This is a genomic window from Thalassospira sp. Z349TD_5, from assembly GCF_056173045.1.
Window position 1 is genome coordinate 1461747 of the sequence record NZ_CM149654.1, and the last position, 18565, is coordinate 1480311.

Below are 18565 nucleotides of genomic sequence, written 5' to 3' on the forward strand. Positions count from 1 at the left end.
CAGCCAAATGCGACAATTTGATACAAATTGAGGTTTCAGCTGTGACTGCCAACGCGATAGGTTAGGGGGCTTAACGATTAATGATTGGCAGCGATATATGAGCGACCAGCCCCACATTCTTGTTGTTGATGACCACCGCGATATCCGCGATTTGCTTGGGCGGTATCTGCGCCAACATGAATACCGTGTCACACTGGCATCGGATGGTCGTGAATTGCGCCGCTTGATGGGCGATAACCTGCATCCTGATCTGATTGTACTTGATTTGATGATGCCCGGCGAAGACGGCTTAAGCCTGTGTCGCTGGTTGCGTGAAAACCACGATGTGCCTGTGGTTATGCTGACCGCCCTTGGCGAAGAAACCGACCGGATCATCGGGCTTGAAATGGGGGCGGATGACTATCTGGCCAAACCATTTAACCCGCGTGAGCTTTTGGCAAGGATCAAGGCCGTGATGCGCCGTGCCCAAAGCCTGCCCGTCGGGCGCAAGGGACCATCACCAGTCGGGGAAATCGGTTTTGATCGCTGGGTGCTGGACCGGACCCGTCATGAATTGCGCGATGACACAGATGTTGTCTTACCGCTCAGTGCCGGCGAGTACGGCTTGCTCTGTGCCTTTGTTGAACATCCCAACATGGTTTTGAACCGGGATCAGCTTTTGGATCTGACGCGCGGGCGTGATGCCATTCCCTTTGACCGCAGCATTGATAATCAGGTCAGCCGTTTGCGCAAGAAAATCGAAAGTGATGCGAAAAACCCGACCCTGATTAAAACCGTATGGGGTGGGGGATATATGTTCACCTGCGAGGTGACAAAGATATGACCCGCCGCCGCCTGATCACGCGCCTTTGGCCCAGAACCCTGACCGGGCAGCTGGTGTTTCTGCTGCTGGGCGCGATCATTCTGACCCATGTGGTTCTGGGCATATTGCTGGCCGAAGAACGCCGTGATGCGCTGGCATCTGAACGGCGGGGCAATGCGCTGTCACGTGTGGCGGCAATTTCACGGATATTGGCGGCCACGCCTGCGGAAAACTGGCGGGATGTGCTGCGTGTTGCACAGTCACCACACACCCGGTTGCGTCTGGTGGACCAGTCGGTTGTTGTCAATTCCGATGATCTGGTCTCCGAAGGACTAACCGACGGATTGAACGAATTTCTTGCGACCTCCCCACAGGCGCAGGCACGGGTCGATATCCTTTCCGAAGACGCCTGTTGGGCCGAACGCAAACGTCTGCGAAATACCCGGCATGAGCAATATGGCAAGCCACATGATAAAAATGCCGCCCGGCCTTATGAGGATGCCGAAGACATTCTTGAAGAAGCGCTTGAGAAGAAATATCAGGACGGCCTTCAGGATTTAAGGCGCTATGATCAGCATTCCGATGGTGAACGTAATGCGCCTTGGGCGTTACGTTATCTTGAACGGTTTGATTGTCACGCTGCACCGGTTATGCAGCTTGCCGTCCCGATTTTTTCAACTGTTTCAGACAAAATGCCGGAAAACGGGATGCCCCATATCTGGCTCGAAGCGATGATTGGTGGGGTGGTGCCGCCGCCATGGTTTGTCTTTGATAATGTGATCCGGGTTGTGATGTCGGCCCTTGTCATCGGGATCATCACATTCTTTCTGGCCCGGCGTATTTCGCGGTCATGGGCGGTGTTGACCCGGGCGGCCGACCGGGTCGGGCGGGGTGATTATCCCGAACCGGTGCCAGAAACCGGACCACTTGAAATTCGCCGTGCCGCCAAGGCGTTTAACCGTATGACAGCACGTCTAAAACGGTTTGTCGAAGACCGCACCAGAATGCTGGCGGCGATTTCGCATGATTTGCGCACCCCCATAACATCCTTGCGGTTGCGCGCCGAATTTGTCGAAGACCCGGAAAACCGCGCCCGGATCATTGAAACCCTCAATGAAATGGAACAGATGGTCGAAGCCGCGATGACCTTTGCGCGCGAAGAAACCGCCAACGAGAAAACCCGCAAAATCGATATCGCCGCACTGATTGAATCCGCGGTCGAAGATCTGGCTGAAACCGGACGTCCCATCGCATTCTCCGGCGAGGTCACCCCGCGCGTCTACCCATGCCGTCCGTTATCGATAAAACGTGCCTTTGGCAATCTGGTATCCAACGCGCTTGAATATGGTGCCACGGTCGAAGTCGCCATACAGGATGCCGATGATGACGGCCTCTGGATCGAGATATCTGACGATGGACCGGGCATCCCGATTGATCAACGCGAACAGGTGTTTGAACCGTTCTTCCGGCTTGAAGAATCGCGCAATCGCGATACCGGGGGGATTGGTCTTGGGATGGCCATCGCGCGCACGGCCATTCGGGCCCATGGCGGCGAAATCTATCTTGAAGATGCACCGCAGGGCGGATTGCTGGCCCGGATCTATCTTCCACCTGCAAAGCTGTAGGCCCTTAGCCTAAACATTATGCCTTGAATTCAGCAGGTTACAGTTTTTTTAAAATTCGAACTTGCATGATTGATGACTGATGGTCATTTGTCTGGCGGGAAAGAGACTGTTTCCCAATTCGCAATTGCGAAATTGCGTTGCTGTTCTATCTAGGCAATGCGATAATTAAGGCACGAAATCTGCGGAGCAGGCAATGAGCGACAAAAATGCATCTTCATCGGTAGTGACATCGTTGCCCGGCACCAATTCGGCGCAGGCAGCGCGCGGGTTTGTCCGGTCTGTCAACGACTGGGTGATGGAATGCGCGCTCGAAGATACCGACATCTCAGAGATCCTCAATGGCATGGTGCGTCGGTTGGTCGCGGCCGGTATTCCCATCGACCGTGTGATGGTGGCGTTCAAAACCCTGCACCCCCTTTACGAAGGGGTTTCTTATGTCTGGTCAAAGGACAGCAATTCGGTTGAACGTTCGACCCATATGGGGGTGCGCGATGATGATCCCGATTGGGCCGATAGTCCGCTTAAATGGATGTCGGATTCAGATGTCAGTTTCATGCGCCGCCATTTGATCGGGCCGGGTGCGGTTCTTGATTTCCCGATCCTTGAAAGTTTCCGCCGCAATCGCGGCACAGATTACTATGCGTTGATGACGCCCTTTGTCACCGACCGTGACAGTACGCTGGGCAGTAACCGCATTTTCATGACCTATATGACGCGCCGCCCAAGTGGTTTTTCCGACGAAGACCTTGCAACGCTGTCGGGCATTCAGCGCCGCTTTGCCGTGTCGTGCAAAATGCGCATCAACCACGAAGAAACCAAAACCATCCTTGAAACCTATTTGGGATCAGATGCCGGTGGACGCGTGCGCAATGGTCAGATCAAACTGGGCGACAGCACCAAAACCCGTGCGGTGATCTGGTTCTCGGACATGCGCAACTCATCATCGGTTGCAACCCATGTTGGGGACGATGCGTTCCTGGGTGAAATGAATGATTTCTTTTCGGCAACCGCCGGTGCGGTGTTGAAACACGGCGGACAGGTTCTGCGTTATATCGGCGATGCGACACTGGCAATTTTCCCGATTGACGAAAATGAGAACAATGTCGAAACCGCCTGCGTTTCCGCCCTGTATGCCGCTGCCGAGGCACAACTTAACATCGATCAGCTCAACGCGACGCGCGAAGAATCCGGTAAACCGCCGTTTGATTACGGGCTGGGGATGCATGTCGGGGATGTGATTTATGGCAATGTCGGGGTTCCCGAACGGGTCGATTTTACCGTTGTGGGTCAGGCCGCCAACGAAGCCGCCCGGATCGAACAATTGACCAAGCAACTGGGCAAACGCGTTCTGGTCAGCCAGACCGTCGCCAGTTTCATTTCCTGCCCAACCGTGGAAATGGGCGCCTATGAGCTGCAAGGGACCGGGGTCAGCGTCAAGCTGTTTGCCCCTGACTTCTCCGAGGCATGTCATCGTCTTGAACTGATGCGCGCTGGGTAATATCCCAGCCGCTCAGCATTCAGGACACTGCTGTTATCTGCCAGATGACAGACGGCAGATGCCGTCACGCCATACTGTCAAAATCCTTCACAACACTACTTGCCGACGTCCCAACGCTTGTAAACGTTTTCTGCGCGTCGGTGACGGCCTTGGATGCGGCTTCGATGATGTCGCTGTAAGGCTGGACTTCTTTGGTTGCCAGCATCTTTTGCATGGCGACACCAGTTGTCGCTGATGCCATCGACATGATGCTGCGCATATAGTCTGTTGAATCCTGCACCGCGTACGCCGCTGCCTGCGCCACCTTTTGATAAGCCACCCCATTGGCCCCCGGAATGGCTCCGTTTAGAACCGCATGGTTGGTTGTGCCAACCGCCTGAACGATTTGCGGGTTCAATGCAGTGCTGAGCGGGGGCGTGCCAGATGCGGCAGGCGGGCTGTCCGAGGACGGCGTGTCCTTGTCAGACCCATCGCCACCCGATGCTTTGGGGGCATCTGGGGCATCCGGGGCACCGGTGCTGCCGCCACTCGCATCCTTGGTATCTTTGGCATCCGTGTTGTCTGCGGCATCAGGCGTGGTCGGATCATCCGCGCCCTTGGTGTCAGTGCTAGCTGGCTTTGGGGGGGTGTCATCGTCTGCCATGAAGAACCTCATTTGCTTTGACGGGTGTTTTGCGCGTCTGTTCAATGCTGTTGGGGCACATCCTCATGGCCCATCGAATGACCACTCAGAAATTACGAATTTTTGTTGCCTCCGCCGCCCATGCCGCCGCCAGATGTGTCAAGGATCATCTTGCACGCGCTCGATGTGACGGCATTGCCGATCTGCTGCAGGCCACCTTGGGTCTGCATGGCATTTTGCATCGAAAGACTGATGGAATGCGCCATGGTTTGATACACAAGCCCCATCGCCTGGGCAGGCGCTTCGCCAAGAACCTTGACGTTGGTTTGTGTCACGGCATCCGTGATCTGTGAATTTACGGGGGTGTTGTCTGCCATCTGCACGCCCTCAGTTTAAGTGACCATGGTCCGATGATGGATCGGACGGGTCATGTCATGTGCCTAGCGGCGGGTTGCTGCCAAAATGATCAGGAGTGTCAAAAGCGTATTGCTGTTGTCGGAATTTGACACCTTACTCGTTGCCGCTGCACCGGCCATGGTATTGACCGAATAAAGCTGCATGACACCCTGGTTGGTGGCGGCCTGCGAGCAGATCGATGATTGCTGCTGGGCCTGCACCGCGTTCTGGAACAGGATGGATGTCGAATGCGCCGCACTTTGATAGATCGAGCCCATCGCATTGGCGGGTGCGGATCCAAGAACGCTTACCGAAGTTTGCGTAACTGCATCGGTAATCTGACCGTTCACCGGGGTTGGAATAGCCATTGTATCCTCCGAATAAGCGGTCTGTCTGACCGCACACCTTTTGACGCATGATGAGAAGAATTGTGATCAAATTTCGCCAGATCGTTTGCCGATTATTTTCGGGGGCGTTCGCCGATTGACGGCTATCCCGCCTGTGCCGTGATCAGGGCGACCAGTTTCGATGTCGATGTATTGACGACCTGTTGCATGTTGCCCTGAACCAATGTGGCATTTTCCATGGCAAGCCCCGTCGCATGGGAATGCGATTGCAAGGCCATCGACACCGCCTGTGCCGGACTTTCGCCCAGAACTTTCACGTTGGTCTGGGTGACCGCATCTGTGACTTGTGGATTGACGATATCGTTCATGGTTTATGCTCCGTCCTCACGACACACCTGAGGTGCCATTTCCTTCGGATTGCTCATCGGTCGTGCCGTTGCCCTTACCCTTACCCACGAAACGTTCATCAAGTTGTTCCCACCATGGTGGGTCGTCGTCGGGCGGGGCTTCGGGGGCAGTGTCGCCGTCATTTACGTCGGATTGTGGTTCGGGTCCGGCTTCGTCGGATTGGTAGGCTGACGTACATTCAAAGGAGCCGTCGTAAAAAAATTTGGTTTGTTGTCCTGAACCGACAGGGTCGATTTCGCGCATTCCATGGTGGTGGCAAGGCTTGCCACGGCCAGTTGCTGCTGTTCGTTGACCATATTGGCAAACAGAATGCCCTGCGCCTGTGCCTGGGATAGATAGGACTGCATGGTCCCCATTGCCGGGCCATTGCCAATGACGGTGGTGTTTGTCTGGGTCACGCTGTCGGTGATTTGCTCGTCAACTTCATGGGAATTGCTCATCGCTTTGATCCTTACTGGTTACGGCGATTCATGATCTGTTCGATGCCCTTGGTCATGGTGGTCATGCCAACCATCGCATTTTGCCTTTGGGCGGAAACCATATTGGCCATCAAGACACTTTGGGATTGCGACTGACCCAGCATGGATTGAAGGGCGGCGTAACTTGGCCCGACACCAATGGTCGCGACATTGGTCATCGCAACGCTGTCGGTGACCTGACTGGACACCTGACAGGGGGGATGTTCCGCGACGTACCAGGATTGTTGCGGCTGTTGCGGCGGGCTGGATTGGCTTTGATCTGCTTGCGTGCCGTCTTGTGGGGGTGTTCCCGATGGTGCCGGCATGTCCGTCTCCTTGGCTGGCGAAATGGGGACTTATCGGTATGACGTGCGCCAGCGACTTTTGTGATGGAAAAAGCCCGGCAAGCGACTGCATGCCGGGCCGGTTCGGCGGCGAAACCAATCTGGTGTTACGACACGGCAGTGCCGGTCGTTGCTTTAAGAGCCGACAACAAAGAAAGCATGTTGTCGGGCACATCGCTGTTTGCGAGTTTGGAGGTGGCAACGGCACCGGCCATGGTATCGACCGAATAGACCTGAATGACGCCCTGGTTGGTTGCGGCCTGTGAAGAGATGCCGACCTGCTGCTGGGTGCTGACGGCGTTCTCGTAGAGAATGCCGTGCGAATGCGCCAGCGACTGGTACAGCGAGCCCATGGCCATGGCAGGAGCATCCCCCAAAACCTTTACGTTGGCTTGGGTTACTGCATCCGTGATCATGCCATTGACCGGAGTGTTATCAGCCATTGTGTATCTCCTGGTTGCCTAAAGAAGTGCCGGAATCCGGCCCTTTCCGCGTAGTTTGCGGGATCAGTCAGATGACGGGGGGCCAGATCGGTTGTGACGGAACTTGTGCAAAAACTTGCGGACCGCAAATTGGGGCGCGATCCACGTAAAATCGGGCGGTCGCTGATGGAAACGACCGCCCGATTTGATGGTGACCCGTGTGTCAGAAGATCCGGAGCGGGACCAGCCTGCCATATGTTTGACAGGTAAACGGGATCAGCCTTTGGTGGCTTGAAGTGCGGTCAGAAGTGACAGCATATTGTCGGGCACGTCGCTTTTGGCAATTTTCGAGGTTGCCACAGAGTTTGCCATCGTATCGACCGAATAGATCTGGATGACGCCCTGATTGGTCGCTGCCTGCGAGGTGATGCCGATCTGCTGCTGTGCGCTGACGGCGTTTTCATAGAGGATGCCGGTGGAATGTGCGAGGGACTGAAAAATCGAGCCCATTGCCATTGCCGGGGCGTCGCCCAAAACTTTCACATTTGTCTGGGTGACTGCATCAGTGATCTGACCATTTACCGGGGTCGGAATCGCCATTGTAAAGTCTCCTTCGTGTAGGTGTGCTGTGGACTGCTTGCGGTTGTGATCCTGACGGGGTTTCGCCGTCCCGTTTTCAATCTAAAGACGCTGGGTGTTTAGGGTTGTGACGCGTCTTTTTCATTTATTTGCCAACTATTGAATGTCGGCATCCTTCAGGTGGTCGCGTGCCAGTTGGACACGTTTGCGCACGGCGCAATTGCTTAGGCCCAGGGCGACCGCGATGTCGTCATAACTGCGGTCCTGAACGCAGCGCATCAAAAGCGGCTTGCGCAGTTTTTCAGGAAGGGCACAGAGGACAGTTTCGAGCTGGTCGAGCTTTTCGTTGGTTAAAAACGATTCTTCCGGGCTGGGAATAACCGGCGGGCTGATCGGGGATACCGGAACATCCGCACCGCCGTGGGTTTCTTCCTTGTATTCCGCCTTGCGCCGGTTTTGCCGATGCAAATCAATACAGGCGTTATGGACAATCCGTGAAAGCCAGGCGCGGTGATTGCGGATTTCATCCATCGAGGCTTCGAATTTTGTCGATGCCTTGACCATCGCCTCGGACAGCGCATCCTGCGCATCATCCATATTGCCCGACATCAGCTTGAGACACTGTTTCAAAAGCACATCCTGCTGATCAATCCACAGCGGCCAGAAATTCGGCGCGGCCGGACCCAGTTCCGGATCAATCGCCGGGACGGTTTCAGGGGACGGGGCTGGATCGCTGTGCTGAGGCCGGGGTGTTTGTGTGCCCGGGGTGGGGGTCGGCATAGCCGGATAGTCAAAACCACCGGGCAACAACCCCCGAAGGGCATCCAGCGGGCTTATCTGTGATCCGCCCTGATAGCCCGGAAGGGCGCTTGCGATGATGTCTTCCGGACTTGGCCCGGAGCGTGATGGCTCCAGCCCCGGGAAACCGGCAAGCGGATTAAAATCTGCGGGATAGCCGGGCGGCGGGCCTTGGCGGTTCTGCGCACCATTGATCGGCGGTGACGCAGTTTGTGCCTGCGCGACAGATGCGCTGAAATCGGGTGTCGCATCGCGCTGCCCAAAAGCTTGGGCCGGATCGCTTTGTCGTGCGTCGTCGATGGCGCTGCCATCCTGCGGGTCCGTCGGGGTGAGTTGTGAAAGATATCCCTCGGCAACCCGCACACGTTGTTCGGGTTTTAACCGTGACCAGATGGACGTGACATTGTCGCCGTCGCCCAGCGCCTGATTTAAGGTATCTTCAAGGCTGCGGGCAAACCGCAATTCTGCCTCTGTGAAGTTCACCTCGTCCTGTTGAGTATTCTTTTCGTTCTGCACTATGGATCCCTCCAGTTGACAGATTGCAACCTTAGGCTGATTAAGTTTTGCAGTAACTATTATGACGTACTATTCGAGTGATTGTGAATAAAAGTATTTACTGCAATCAATGGTTGTAAATCTGTGTTCGTCAAAGTGTCCCCGGCCCAAGCGGGCAGGGGGTGGATCAATGCTGGAATTCGTGGGACGCAATCTTGGATCTGGTCTGGTGTCGCGGCCAAAATCCTGAAGTGATGGTAGCGGGAGACAGCGGTTTTCCGTATCTCAGTGAGCTGCACGATCACCAATAACCACGGTCTTGGCCCTTGGGCCGATCCGTTCTGTTAGGGAGGATTGTCTGGCGCTGAGGACAGCGTACTATCTTGAGGGTCGGTTTTCTTTGATGTGTCTGCCTTATTGGCAGCGGTGCGTTTTGCCCCTTTTGGCGCGTCTGCGGCCTGATCTGCATCCGTGGTGTCGGCTGTTTCCGTCGGCAGGGATTGCAAAATCGCGGCTTCAACCCGTGCGGCAAGGATCTGCATGCGCTGGTCGACTTCCTTGTTGATGATATTGCGGATTTCATTGGCAATATCGAACATCACCTGATGGGCGCCGCCACCAGCCGGGCTGCTGCCCATGTAGGGCGCACCCTGTGGCTGTGGCTGGGGTTTTGCTTGCTGGTTGCCTGCCGGGGCGGCCTGCGTACCAGTTTGCGTCCCAGTTTGCGTCCCCAACGGCGGCTGCGGCGCGGTGGCACCGGCCTTCACATCCTGCGCATGTGAACTGATGGTGTAGCGTTGATCCAGAACCTGCGTGCGTGCGCGTTCAGCAGCCTGCGACATCGCCTGCTGGGTGGCCATATATTCCTGATTGAACGCCTTTCTGACCGCATCCTTGCGGCTGCTGGCGGTATCAATGCCTGACTGTCCCGGTCCCGCCATCAGGAACCTCCCTTGCTGGTCGTGCTTGAGTTGGCCGATTTCCCCGTTCCGCCCTGCGTGGTTTTCGCCGACCCGCCGCCCGATTTCTGACCGGACGGCTGGTCTTTACCATCATCATTGCTCTCGCTATCGCCATTGTCCGGGGTGTCTTGCGGTGGCGTTGGGGGGCTTTGATCGTCGCCAGAAGACGGGGTTTTGGCGGCTGACGGGACGGATTTGGCATTGGATGCGACAGTCGGGGCCACAACCGGGGCCGCCTTGGATGTGTCTGACGTGCCATCGCCGTCCAGGCAAAAACCATATCCCGCCAATTCGTCTGGGGTCGGGGCGGTGGCAAGTCCGGTCAGCGTGGTTTCAAGACGCCCATTGGCATTGGCGATCATGCTGGCCGCACGGCACGCACTGTTATCGCTTTGCCCGCTGCAATTTAAAATCGCGGTTGGCGTGCATGATTTGCTCGATGTCAGCAATTGCGCAGTTACATTGAAACTGACTTCCTGATCATATTGCACAAGGATCACGAGGCCCGCCCCCTTGTCGCCTTCGCTGGGCGGGGTGATTTGCATCCAGAACGGAATGGCATGGGTCGGCGATATCGGAATGGTCCCGCGCAAGGTCGGGCTGGGCAAGGTGCCGACATATTCCAATTGTGCCGGAACGGCGGGACGATCGGCAAAGATCAGGCGAATCAGGGCAAGGTTCGGCGTTGTGCCGCTCGCAACATCGCCAATCGTTTGCTCAAGATGAAGCGCATAAGCCCCCCCGCCATAGGTCGCCATTTCTGAATAGGGTTCCTGCGCCTGATCGGTCACTGTTGTGTCAAACAACAAGGCCCGCAAATGCGACGGCGATGTCTTGGGCACGGTAATCGACAGTTCCGATTGCACACCGGCACTTGCCCCAACACTCAGGCACCAGCCCCCAAGAAGCGCGGGCGTGTCGAGTGCAACCAGTTTGGCACTGATGGCGGTTTGCGCGCTGGTGCGCCCGGCCGCCAACGGCAGGCATTGCGCAAGATCAATTGTCCAGTCGGGAACATCGGCATCCTGACTGTCCTTGCCTTGAAGCTGCGGCATGGCGGTACGGAACATGTCATCGCTGATCACCGCCCCGGCAAGATCGGTTTCACTGCCGTCCGGGCGGGTGGTGGTCAGGCGCCACTGTGCGGCCGCACTGTCATAGGAAGGGGTGCTTGAGGCCTCGGAAGACTGGGTCATATCGGGTCCCTTTTGCTGATCTGCACGGGTTTGGGGGGATGATTGCATGGATTTGGCCAGAACGCTGGCCGGGTCGGGGATGTGCCCGTCAAGTCCGGCCTGATTTGGGCGGGTATCGGGCGCATTTGGATCGCGATCAAACAGGAATTTCTGAATGATCGAAAAGGCGGTTTCCTGCGGTTCCGCGTCAAATCCATATATGGGCTGGTGAACCTGTGCACCGCTGTCCTGCGGTGTGCTGCCGCTGCTGGCCGGGTCGGGAAAAAGCGAACTGCTGTGCAAAAGCCCCGGTGCCAGCTCCTCAAGCCCGTATTCACGGCACAATGCCGCCATCACATCAAGCGCATCCTGATGTTCGGGCGGTAAGCTCGCATAGGGCGTACCTTTGTCAGTGCCTTGGTCGGTGGTTTTGTCGGTTGGTTGAGCCGTGGGCTTTTGACTGTCTGTCATGCACGCATCCCCAGTGTGGCCCTTGCAGAAGGCGACATGATCGGGTCAGTACGGTCGCCCAGACTGTCTTCCATGATCTGCAAGGATTTAAACGGTTCCGTGCAAATTGACGTTTCTCGGTGGGGTTGTGTGAAAAGTTTAGTCTTGGTCAAGACACACAAAACCCCGAAGGGCGATAAAGCCCAACGGGGTTTTGTGTGGTTCAAAATGGTGCTGGCGATAGGATTCGAACCTACGGCCTACGCATTACGAATGCGTTGCTCTACCAGCTGAGCTACGCCAGCACGACTCATTTTGTGGCGCGGAAAATACGGTCAAACATCCGGGTTGGCAAGTGGTTTATTGTTCTTTCTGCGAACAGGGGCCTGACAAACGCCATGTCTTTAAATCACGACGGTTCAATATAATATCACATTGACCGTGCTGTATTATGTGGCTTAGATGTGCACCGTCTGAAGTGCAGTTTTTGGGGGATCGGGTATGTGTCGCTGGCTGAGTTATATTGGGGACCCGGTTTACCTTGAAAAACTGGTGTTTGAACCGCGCCATTCGCTGGTCGATCAAAGCCTGCATGCCGAACAGGCCAAAACCCCCACCAACGGCGACGGCTTTGGCATTGGCTGGTACGATGACCGCCCGACACCGGGGCTGTACCGCGAAATCCTGCCAGCCTGGAATGACCCGAACTTGCGGTCCTTGGCCCATCACATTCAGTCGGGCCTGTTCTTTGCCCATGTCCGCGCCTCAACCGGCACACACACCAGCCGCTCCAATTGCCATCCCTTTGCCCATGACAAATACCTGTTCATGCACAATGGTCAGATTGGCGACTATCCGCTGGTCCGCCGGTCACTCGAAGCCATGATTGACGATGAACATTACGCCGCCCGCCAAGGATCAACCGACAGCGAGTTGATTTTCTGCCTGATGCTCACACTGGGCTTGGTCGAAGACCCGCACCGCGCCATCCGCCGCACCATCGAAATCGTCGAACATGAAATGCAAACCCGTGGGGCGACCGCCCCGTTTCGCTTTACCGCCTGCCTGTCAAACGGCAAAAGCATCTGTGCGATCCGCCACGCCAGCGATGACAAGCCGCCCTCACTCTATTGGCGCAAACGCAACGGCCATGTGATCATTGTGTCCGAACCACTTGATACAGACGCCGACAGTTGGGCCGCCGTCGCCCCGAACCATACCCTGCATGTCGATGGTAATCTGGTGGTGACTGAGGATGCAACGCTGGCTGCGTGACGCCTTGGTAAGGTTTAGGCAACAACCACAATCTGACTGCGCGCCTTGACCAGCGCGCGTTGCAACGCATCCCCCGGCGCGGTATTGAGCAACACGGTCTGAAAATCGCTGGCATGGCCGTCACGGCACAGCGCCTTGCGGCCCATTTTCTTTTCATCGACCATCAGGATCGCATGATCGCAGCACGATACAAGTGCGCGGCGCGCGCGCACCTCGTCCATGTTGAAATCCAGAAGGTCGCCGTCATCTGACATCCCCCCGACACTGACAATCCCGAAATCGGCCCGCATGCTGCCAAAGAAATCGGCACTATCGGCCCCGATGATATCAAGGTCTCGGGTGCGCACCGTCCCACCCGCCAGACGCAAGGTCACGTTGGGCGCGTTTTGCAATGTCATCACCACATGCAGGTTATTGGTCAGCACGGTTAAATTGCGATGCGATGATAAATACTGGGCGGCCAGTTCGGCGGTGGTGCCCGTCCCAATCGCAATCGTGCAGCCCTCCGGGATCAGTTCGGCGATCTTCGCCGCTATCGCCTGTTTGCCGGTTCTGTTCCAGACTTCACGTTTTTCATAGGCCGAATTATCCGGATCGGGGGCAGGGCCCGCCAATCCGTGACGGCGAAACACGCGCCCCTGTTCCTGCAAATCACGCAGGTCCGCCCGGATGGTCTGAACCGACACATTAAACCGCCGCGCAAGTTCCTCAACCGCCATAAATCCACACGATTTTACAAGCGCAACAATGCGGTCGCGGCGACGGTCAAGCGGCACGGCATCTGGGATTTCAGTCACATCTAATTCTTTCGTTCGAAAGGTACGGTTTCGTTTCTGGCCGGAGTATAGACAGGCCTGATTGTGGCTGGAAAGCCCGTTACACCTGTTGAAACATTTAATTCTTGGTGTTGTCACACAACTGTTACGGAAATCCCGATAGCTTCCGGATCGAACAGTTTTCGAACGAAACCTTACATCAACGGGTTTCATTATTTTCGATCAAGGGATGTCAAACATGCGTAACGTTCTTCTTGCTGCGGTGGCGACTGCCACAATGATGTTGCCGGTTGTTGGCCAGGCGGCCGAAAAACTGGTTGTTTACACCAGCCAGCCGACCCAGGATGCCCAGACCACGGTTGACGCCTTTATGGCGGCCAACCCGGATGTTGAAGTTGAGTGGGTCCGCGATGGCACCACCAAACTGATGGCCAAACTGCGCGCCGAAATCGCCGCAGGCGACCCGCGCCCGGACATCCTTCTGATTGCCGACACCGTCACCCTTGAAGGGCTCAAGCAGGAAGGTCAGCTTCAGGCCTATAAATCGCCCGAAGCAAGTGCTTACGAAGATGCGCTGTATGACGGCGAAGGCTATTATTATTCGACCAAGCTGATCACGACGGGCATTGTTTACAATACCGCAGTCAAAGCCCCGAAATCATGGGCTGATCTGTCTGATGCGGCGCTGAAAAATCAGATCGTCATGCCAAGCCCGCTTTATTCCGGTGCGGCTCTTATTCACCTCTCGACCCTGACCGAGAACAAGGATCTGGGTTGGGACTACTATCAGGCACTTGCCGCTAATGATGCCCGCGCACAGGGTGGCAACGGTGGTACGTTCAAGGCCGTTGCATCGGGTGAAAAACCTTATGGCGTGGTTGTCGATTTCCTTGCCATCCGTGGCAAAGCCAAAGGATCGCCGGTTGATTTCGTCTTCCCGACCGAAGGTGTCACCTATGTGACCGAACCCGTCGCGATCATGAAAGAAGCCAAAAACGTCGATGCGGCGCATAAGTTCGTTGATTTTGTCCTCTCGGATGCCGGTCAGAAACTGGTGCTTGATATGGGCTATATCCCGGCCCGTAACGACATGGACCTGCCAGAAGGCTTCCCGGCCCGCAAAGACATCAAACTGATGGATTTCAACCCGGCGATTGCCCTTGAACAGGCCGACGCCAACAAAAAGAAATTCGCAGACATCTTTGGGGCTGAGTAATGCAGGCTGTAAGTCGCCTTCGCGGCTTTTGGCCCGGCATGATGACTGCCCGTTCAAACAGCAACCGGTCTTCGGACCGGTTGCTGTACTGGTTGTTGGTGCCGGTCTTTGTCGTTTCCATCCTGCCGATTGTCCGCCTCGGGTTTGAGGGCGTCATGGTCGGCGGCGTGCCGTCCTTTGACTATTTCCGCGATGTTCTGGGCAACGGATCAACGTGGCAGGCCACAGGCAATAGCCTCTATACCGCCGGTCTTGGCACGATCATTTCGCTCTTGATCGGCGGATCATTTGCCTTTCTGGTGGCCCTGACCGATGTGCGCGCCAAGGCGGCATTGGTATTTTGCTTTATGATCCCGATGATGATCCCGCCGCAGATCACCGCACTCAGTTGGGTGCAACTGACCGGCCCCAGCAGTGCGCTTTTAAATGCCTTTGGCATCGCACCGGCGATGGGATCGCCCCAGCCGCTTTATTCTGCCGAAGGCATCGCACTGCTTTTGGGCATTCAACATTCATCAATTGTGTTTTTGACCCTGCGCGCGAATTTGCGCATGTTGCCCCGCGAACAGATCGAAGCCGCCCGTTTGGCCGGCGCACGCGGTGGACGGTTGTGGTGGCAAATTATCCTGCCCCTGACCAGTCCCGGCCTGATTGCCGGCACCGCCATGGCCTTTGTCACCGCCTTGGGCAATTTCGGTATTACCGCGATGCTGGGCATTCCGGCAAATTATCCAACCTTACCGACGCTTATTTACCAAAAACTGGCCGGTTTTGGCCCATCGGTACTGGGCGAGGTATCGGTCCTTGCCATGCTGATTGGTGCGATTGCGATTTGCGGGGTCGCCCTTCATCACCGGCTGTTGTCCAAACGCGATTATCGTTTGATGGGCATGGTCGGACGCCCACTTGATATCTCCCTTGGCGCACGGCGACCCTTGGTCGAAGGCGTTTTGTGGGCGGCACTCGTTGCCATTCTGGTCGTACCGTTGCTGGCCCTTATTGCAACCTCGCTGGTCCCGGCCTTTGGGGTGAAACTGAATTTCGACAATTACAGTTTCGATGCCTTCCGCCAGGTGCTGTTTGTCCAACCCTCGACCATGCGCGCGTTTCAGAACAGTTTCATGCTGTCGGTTGGTGCGTCGATCACACTGGTTTTGGTCTGCTTGCCGTTGGCCTATGTGATGGTCCGCCGTCCATCGCGCCTGACCAAGCTGATCAATCTTCTGGTCGAAGTGCCCTATGCCTTGCCCGGTGTGGTCTTGGCGATTGCCTGCATTTTGCTGTTCATCCGCATTCCGCTGCTTGATGTCAGCCTCTATGGCACGCTCGGCATCATTTTCATTGCCTATCTTGCACGGTTCCTTGTGATCGCGTTGCGTCCCGTAATGAACAGCTTTAGCCAGCTTGACCCCGCATTGGAAGAAGCCGCTCAGGCCTGCGGTGCCGGACTTGGTCGGCGCTTGCGCGACATTCTGTTGCCGCTTGCCGCCCCGTCGGCCGCCGCCGGGGCGCTCTTGGTGTTTCTAACCGCATTCAACGAATTGACCGTATCGGCCCTGTTGTGGGCGTCGGGCAATGAAACGCTGGGTGTTTTGATTTTCAATCTTGATGACAGTGGCGACACCGTTCTGGCCTCGGCCGTGGCGGTTATGGTCGTGCTGGTGGTGATTGCGTTGATGAGCTGTTTTCAGCTGGCATCGCGTCGTTTGCCCAAGGGAGTTGTGCCATGGCAGACATAAATCTTTCGCGTATTACCAAAAGTTTTGGCGATTATCGCGCGGTCAATCAGGTCTCGCTTGATATCGCCGATGGCGAATTTGTCGCCCTGCTGGGGCCGTCGGGATGTGGCAAAACCACATTGCTGCGCCTTCTCGCCGGGTTCGAGGAACCCGACGGCGGGGTGATTTCGCTGGGCGGGCAGGTGGTTGCCGACCCGCAAAGCAACATCATGGTCACCCCGGAAATGCGCAATCTGGGCATCGTGTTTCAATCCTATGCCCTGTGGCCGCATATGTCGGTGGCGCGCAATGTTGGCTATCCGTTGGAAGTCCGCGGTCTTGGCCGGGCCGAACGCGACCATAAAATCAAAGAAGCCCTTGCGACAGTTGCCCTTGGCCCCTACGCGGATCGAAGCCCGACCGAACTTTCCGGCGGGCAGCGTCAACGTGTGGCACTGGCGCGCTGTCTGGTGATGGAACCGCGTGCGGTGTTGCTTGATGAACCGCTGGCGAACCTTGATGTGCATTTGCGTGAAACCATGCAACAGGCATTTCTGGATTTTCACCGCCGCACCGGGGCGACGATGATTTACGTCACCCACGATCAGGCCGAAGCCATGGCCATGGCCGACCGGATTGCTGTGATGGATAAGGGCCATATTCGCCAAATGGCCGCCCCTGAAACCCTGTACCGCGAACCGGCTGATTTGATGGTCGCGGGCTTTGTTGGGGCGGGTGCGGTTTTGCCAATCAGTGATGTTTCGATCACCGATGATCGAACCTGTTCGGTGCGGCTTGGTGAAACGGATGTTGCCGCGCGCATCTGTCCGAATTTCGTGCGCAATCGGGCGGCGGCACATGCCGGACAGGCGGGTCTTTGCCTGCGCCCCGAAGACGTCTGGGTCGATGATGCCGGGGCGTTGCGCGGGGCTGTCGAAGATTGCGTCTATCTCGGTGGGCGGTTCCGATTAACAGTGCGGATCGGGCAGGATCGTGATCATGTCTTGCCGGTTTATGCCAACCGACGGGCGCGCATTGGCGAAAACGTCGGATTAAAAGTATCCGATGGCTGGGTGTTTGACCGCATGCAAGGTGAGGCCGCCTGATGTCAGCCCGGATGCGTATTCTGTCTGGCTTGGGCGAAAAAGGCCCGGCCTGCTTGCGGCTTGAATTCTTTAACCGGCGCTGGCTGCTTGATTGCGGCGTTGGCCCGGAAAGCGATCAGGGGTTTGATCCGGCGTGGCTCAATAAAGTTAACGCTGTTTTCATTACCCACGATCATATCGACCATATCGGGGCGGCCGATGAAATCGTTGCCGCTGGCTTGCCGATTTATTGCACCGAAGTCACCGCGAAATCATTGCCCAAGGGGGCAAAGGTCATTCCACTGCCGCCCCATGGGGAAATACAGGTCGATGGCGTGACGGTGACCACCGGGCGCACCGGCCATTCCTTTGGCGGGGTGTGGCTGCATTTCGAACTGGGCGGCGGGGTTTTGTATTCCGGTGATTTTTGTCAGGAATCCGATTACTTCCTCTATGACACGCCGCCCGATGCGGCAACCGTGTTGCTTGATGCCTCCTATGGCATGGAGGGGCTTACCCAGAATGTGCGGATCGACAGCCTTTTGACCACCATGACCAAACTGGACGGCCAAATCCTGTTTCCCGTGCCGCCCAGTGGCCGGGCCGCCGAAATGGCCTTGTTGTTTGAACGCAACGGTCTGACCGACTGGTCGATGGATGATCGTTGCTATGGGCAGGTCAAACAGGTGCTTGATGCCCGTGGCGGCGATTATGTCAACGCCAATGCCATTCGCCAGCTACGCACCCTTAAGAACAAGGCAAAGCACTTTAACCCCGATGCCCGGTTGCTGCTGTGTCACGCGCCCTGCGCGACCTTTGGCAAGGCCCGCGAACTGATTGACGGTTGGGGCGATGCCGGGCGGCTGGGATCAAGTGCGCATGTGATCTTTACCGGCTTCATGCCGCTAAACGCACGTAAAATGGTCGAAAAGGGCCACGCGCATTTCCGCCGCTGGAACGTCCATCCGTTGTCCCAGCACGTTGTGAATGTCGCCAATGACTGCCACGCCATGCAGGTCGTACCGCTTTTTAACAGTCGGCCAGAGGACTTTGGTCTTGTTGACGGGTTCGACGGGCGGCTACAGCTTGCTGATCGGTTCTATTTATAATGCAG

At 56.4% G+C, this 18565-nt stretch carries 20 protein-coding genes and 1 tRNA gene; 8 read left to right on the plus strand and 13 right to left on the minus strand.

Annotated elements, in window-relative coordinates; genetic code table 11:
- Nucleotides 1–97 precede the first annotated feature (97 nt).
- The 3 genes from AC0VXT_RS06520 (at nt 98) to AC0VXT_RS06530 (ending at nt 3925) form a co-directional block, all read left to right on the plus strand.
- Nucleotides 98–823 carry a response regulator gene (locus tag AC0VXT_RS06520; protein ID WP_101304407.1) on the plus strand — a complete coding sequence of 242 codons (726 nt, stop codon included), beginning with the start codon at nt 98–100 and terminating at the stop codon, nt 821–823.
- Nucleotides 820–2427: an ATP-binding protein gene (locus AC0VXT_RS06525; RefSeq protein WP_475547988.1), complete on the plus strand. Its 1608-nt coding sequence runs from the start codon at nt 820–822 to the stop codon at nt 2425–2427. Before AC0VXT_RS06520 ends, AC0VXT_RS06525 begins: the two co-directional genes overlap by 4 nt.
- Before the next feature lie 193 nt (nt 2428–2620).
- The gene (locus AC0VXT_RS06530) at nt 2621–3925 is read left to right on the plus strand and encodes an adenylate/guanylate cyclase domain-containing protein (protein ID WP_475547989.1); all 1305 of its coding nucleotides are present in this window, start codon (nt 2621–2623) and stop codon (nt 3923–3925) included.
- 64 nt (nt 3926–3989) lie between these two features.
- On the opposite strand, the gene AC0VXT_RS06535 is transcribed toward AC0VXT_RS06530, so the two are convergent.
- From AC0VXT_RS06535 to AC0VXT_RS06590, 12 genes are all read right to left on the minus strand, one after another.
- A complete protein-coding gene (locus AC0VXT_RS06535) occupies nt 3990–4568 on the minus strand; it encodes a hypothetical protein (RefSeq protein WP_475547990.1) in 579 nt (192 codons plus the stop codon).
- A 92-nt stretch (nt 4569–4660) separates the two neighbouring features.
- Nucleotides 4661–4924, minus strand: coding sequence for a RebB family R body protein (locus AC0VXT_RS06540; RefSeq protein WP_475547991.1), 264 nt, complete (start codon nt 4922–4924; stop codon nt 4661–4663).
- Between the two features lie 63 nt (nt 4925–4987).
- Nucleotides 4988–5311 (minus strand): RebB family R body protein, encoded by a 324-nt coding sequence (locus AC0VXT_RS06545; protein ID WP_475547992.1) that lies wholly within the window; start codon nt 5309–5311, stop codon nt 4988–4990.
- 122 nt (nt 5312–5433) lie between these two features.
- Nucleotides 5434–5658 carry a RebB family R body protein gene (locus tag AC0VXT_RS06550; RefSeq protein WP_022730198.1) on the minus strand — a complete coding sequence of 75 codons (225 nt, stop codon included), beginning with the start codon at nt 5656–5658 and terminating at the stop codon, nt 5434–5436.
- Nucleotides 5659–5820: 162 nt separating this feature from the next.
- Nucleotides 5821–6138: a RebB family R body protein gene (locus tag AC0VXT_RS06555; RefSeq protein WP_475547993.1), complete on the minus strand. Its 318-nt coding sequence runs from the start codon at nt 6136–6138 to the stop codon at nt 5821–5823.
- 11 nt (nt 6139–6149) lie between these two features.
- Nucleotides 6150–6482, minus strand: a complete 333-nt coding sequence (locus tag AC0VXT_RS06560) for a RebB family R body protein (RefSeq protein ID WP_102785315.1) — start codon at nt 6480–6482, stop codon at nt 6150–6152.
- A 125-nt stretch (nt 6483–6607) separates the two neighbouring features.
- A complete protein-coding gene (locus AC0VXT_RS06565) occupies nt 6608–6943 on the minus strand; it encodes a RebB family R body protein (protein ID WP_022730201.1) in 336 nt (111 codons plus the stop codon).
- A 255-nt stretch (nt 6944–7198) separates the two neighbouring features.
- Nucleotides 7199–7522: a RebB family R body protein gene (locus tag AC0VXT_RS06570; RefSeq protein WP_475547994.1), complete on the minus strand. Its 324-nt coding sequence runs from the start codon at nt 7520–7522 to the stop codon at nt 7199–7201.
- Between the two features lie 135 nt (nt 7523–7657).
- Nucleotides 7658–8815 carry an RNA polymerase sigma factor gene (locus tag AC0VXT_RS06575; RefSeq protein ID WP_475547995.1) on the minus strand — a complete coding sequence of 386 codons (1158 nt, stop codon included), beginning with the start codon at nt 8813–8815 and terminating at the stop codon, nt 7658–7660.
- Between the two features lie 323 nt (nt 8816–9138).
- The gene (locus AC0VXT_RS06580) at nt 9139–9735 is read right to left on the minus strand and encodes a hypothetical protein (RefSeq protein ID WP_475547996.1); all 597 of its coding nucleotides are present in this window, start codon (nt 9733–9735) and stop codon (nt 9139–9141) included.
- Nucleotides 9735–11402, minus strand: a complete 1668-nt coding sequence (locus tag AC0VXT_RS06585; RefSeq protein ID WP_475547997.1) for a hypothetical protein — start codon at nt 11400–11402, stop codon at nt 9735–9737. The genes AC0VXT_RS06580 and AC0VXT_RS06585 overlap by 1 nt, the downstream gene beginning before the upstream one ends.
- A gap of 208 nt (nt 11403–11610) precedes the next feature.
- Nucleotides 11611–11686: transfer RNA gene (locus AC0VXT_RS06590), tRNA-Thr, on the minus strand.
- Nucleotides 11687–11882: 196 nt separating this feature from the next.
- On the opposite strand from AC0VXT_RS06590, the gene AC0VXT_RS06595 reads away from it, so the two are divergent.
- On the plus strand, nt 11883–12656 hold the full coding sequence (locus AC0VXT_RS06595) for a class II glutamine amidotransferase (RefSeq protein WP_475547998.1): 774 nt from the start codon (nt 11883–11885) through the stop codon (nt 12654–12656).
- A 14-nt stretch (nt 12657–12670) separates the two neighbouring features.
- Here AC0VXT_RS06595 and AC0VXT_RS06600 read toward each other — a convergent pair whose 3' ends face one another.
- The gene (locus AC0VXT_RS06600; protein ID WP_475547999.1) at nt 12671–13453 is read right to left on the minus strand and encodes a DeoR/GlpR family DNA-binding transcription regulator; all 783 of its coding nucleotides are present in this window, start codon (nt 13451–13453) and stop codon (nt 12671–12673) included.
- A gap of 217 nt (nt 13454–13670) precedes the next feature.
- Here AC0VXT_RS06600 and AC0VXT_RS06605 point away from each other — a divergent pair, with 217 nt between their 5' ends.
- The 4 genes from AC0VXT_RS06605 to AC0VXT_RS06620 are packed head-to-tail and all read left to right on the plus strand — an operon-like array spanning nt 13671 to nt 18560.
- Nucleotides 13671–14648, plus strand: coding sequence for an ABC transporter substrate-binding protein (locus AC0VXT_RS06605; RefSeq protein ID WP_475548000.1), 978 nt, complete (start codon nt 13671–13673; stop codon nt 14646–14648).
- Nucleotides 14648–16387: an ABC transporter permease gene (locus tag AC0VXT_RS06610; protein ID WP_475548001.1), complete on the plus strand. Its 1740-nt coding sequence runs from the start codon at nt 14648–14650 to the stop codon at nt 16385–16387. Before AC0VXT_RS06605 ends, AC0VXT_RS06610 begins: the two co-directional genes overlap by 1 nt.
- Nucleotides 16375–17472: an ABC transporter ATP-binding protein gene (locus AC0VXT_RS06615; RefSeq protein WP_475548002.1), complete on the plus strand. Its 1098-nt coding sequence runs from the start codon at nt 16375–16377 to the stop codon at nt 17470–17472. Before AC0VXT_RS06610 ends, AC0VXT_RS06615 begins: the two co-directional genes overlap by 13 nt.
- Nucleotides 17472–18560, plus strand: coding sequence for an MBL fold metallo-hydrolase (locus AC0VXT_RS06620; protein ID WP_475548003.1), 1089 nt, complete (start codon nt 17472–17474; stop codon nt 18558–18560). Before AC0VXT_RS06615 ends, AC0VXT_RS06620 begins: the two co-directional genes overlap by 1 nt.
- Nucleotides 18561–18565 lie beyond the last annotated feature (5 nt).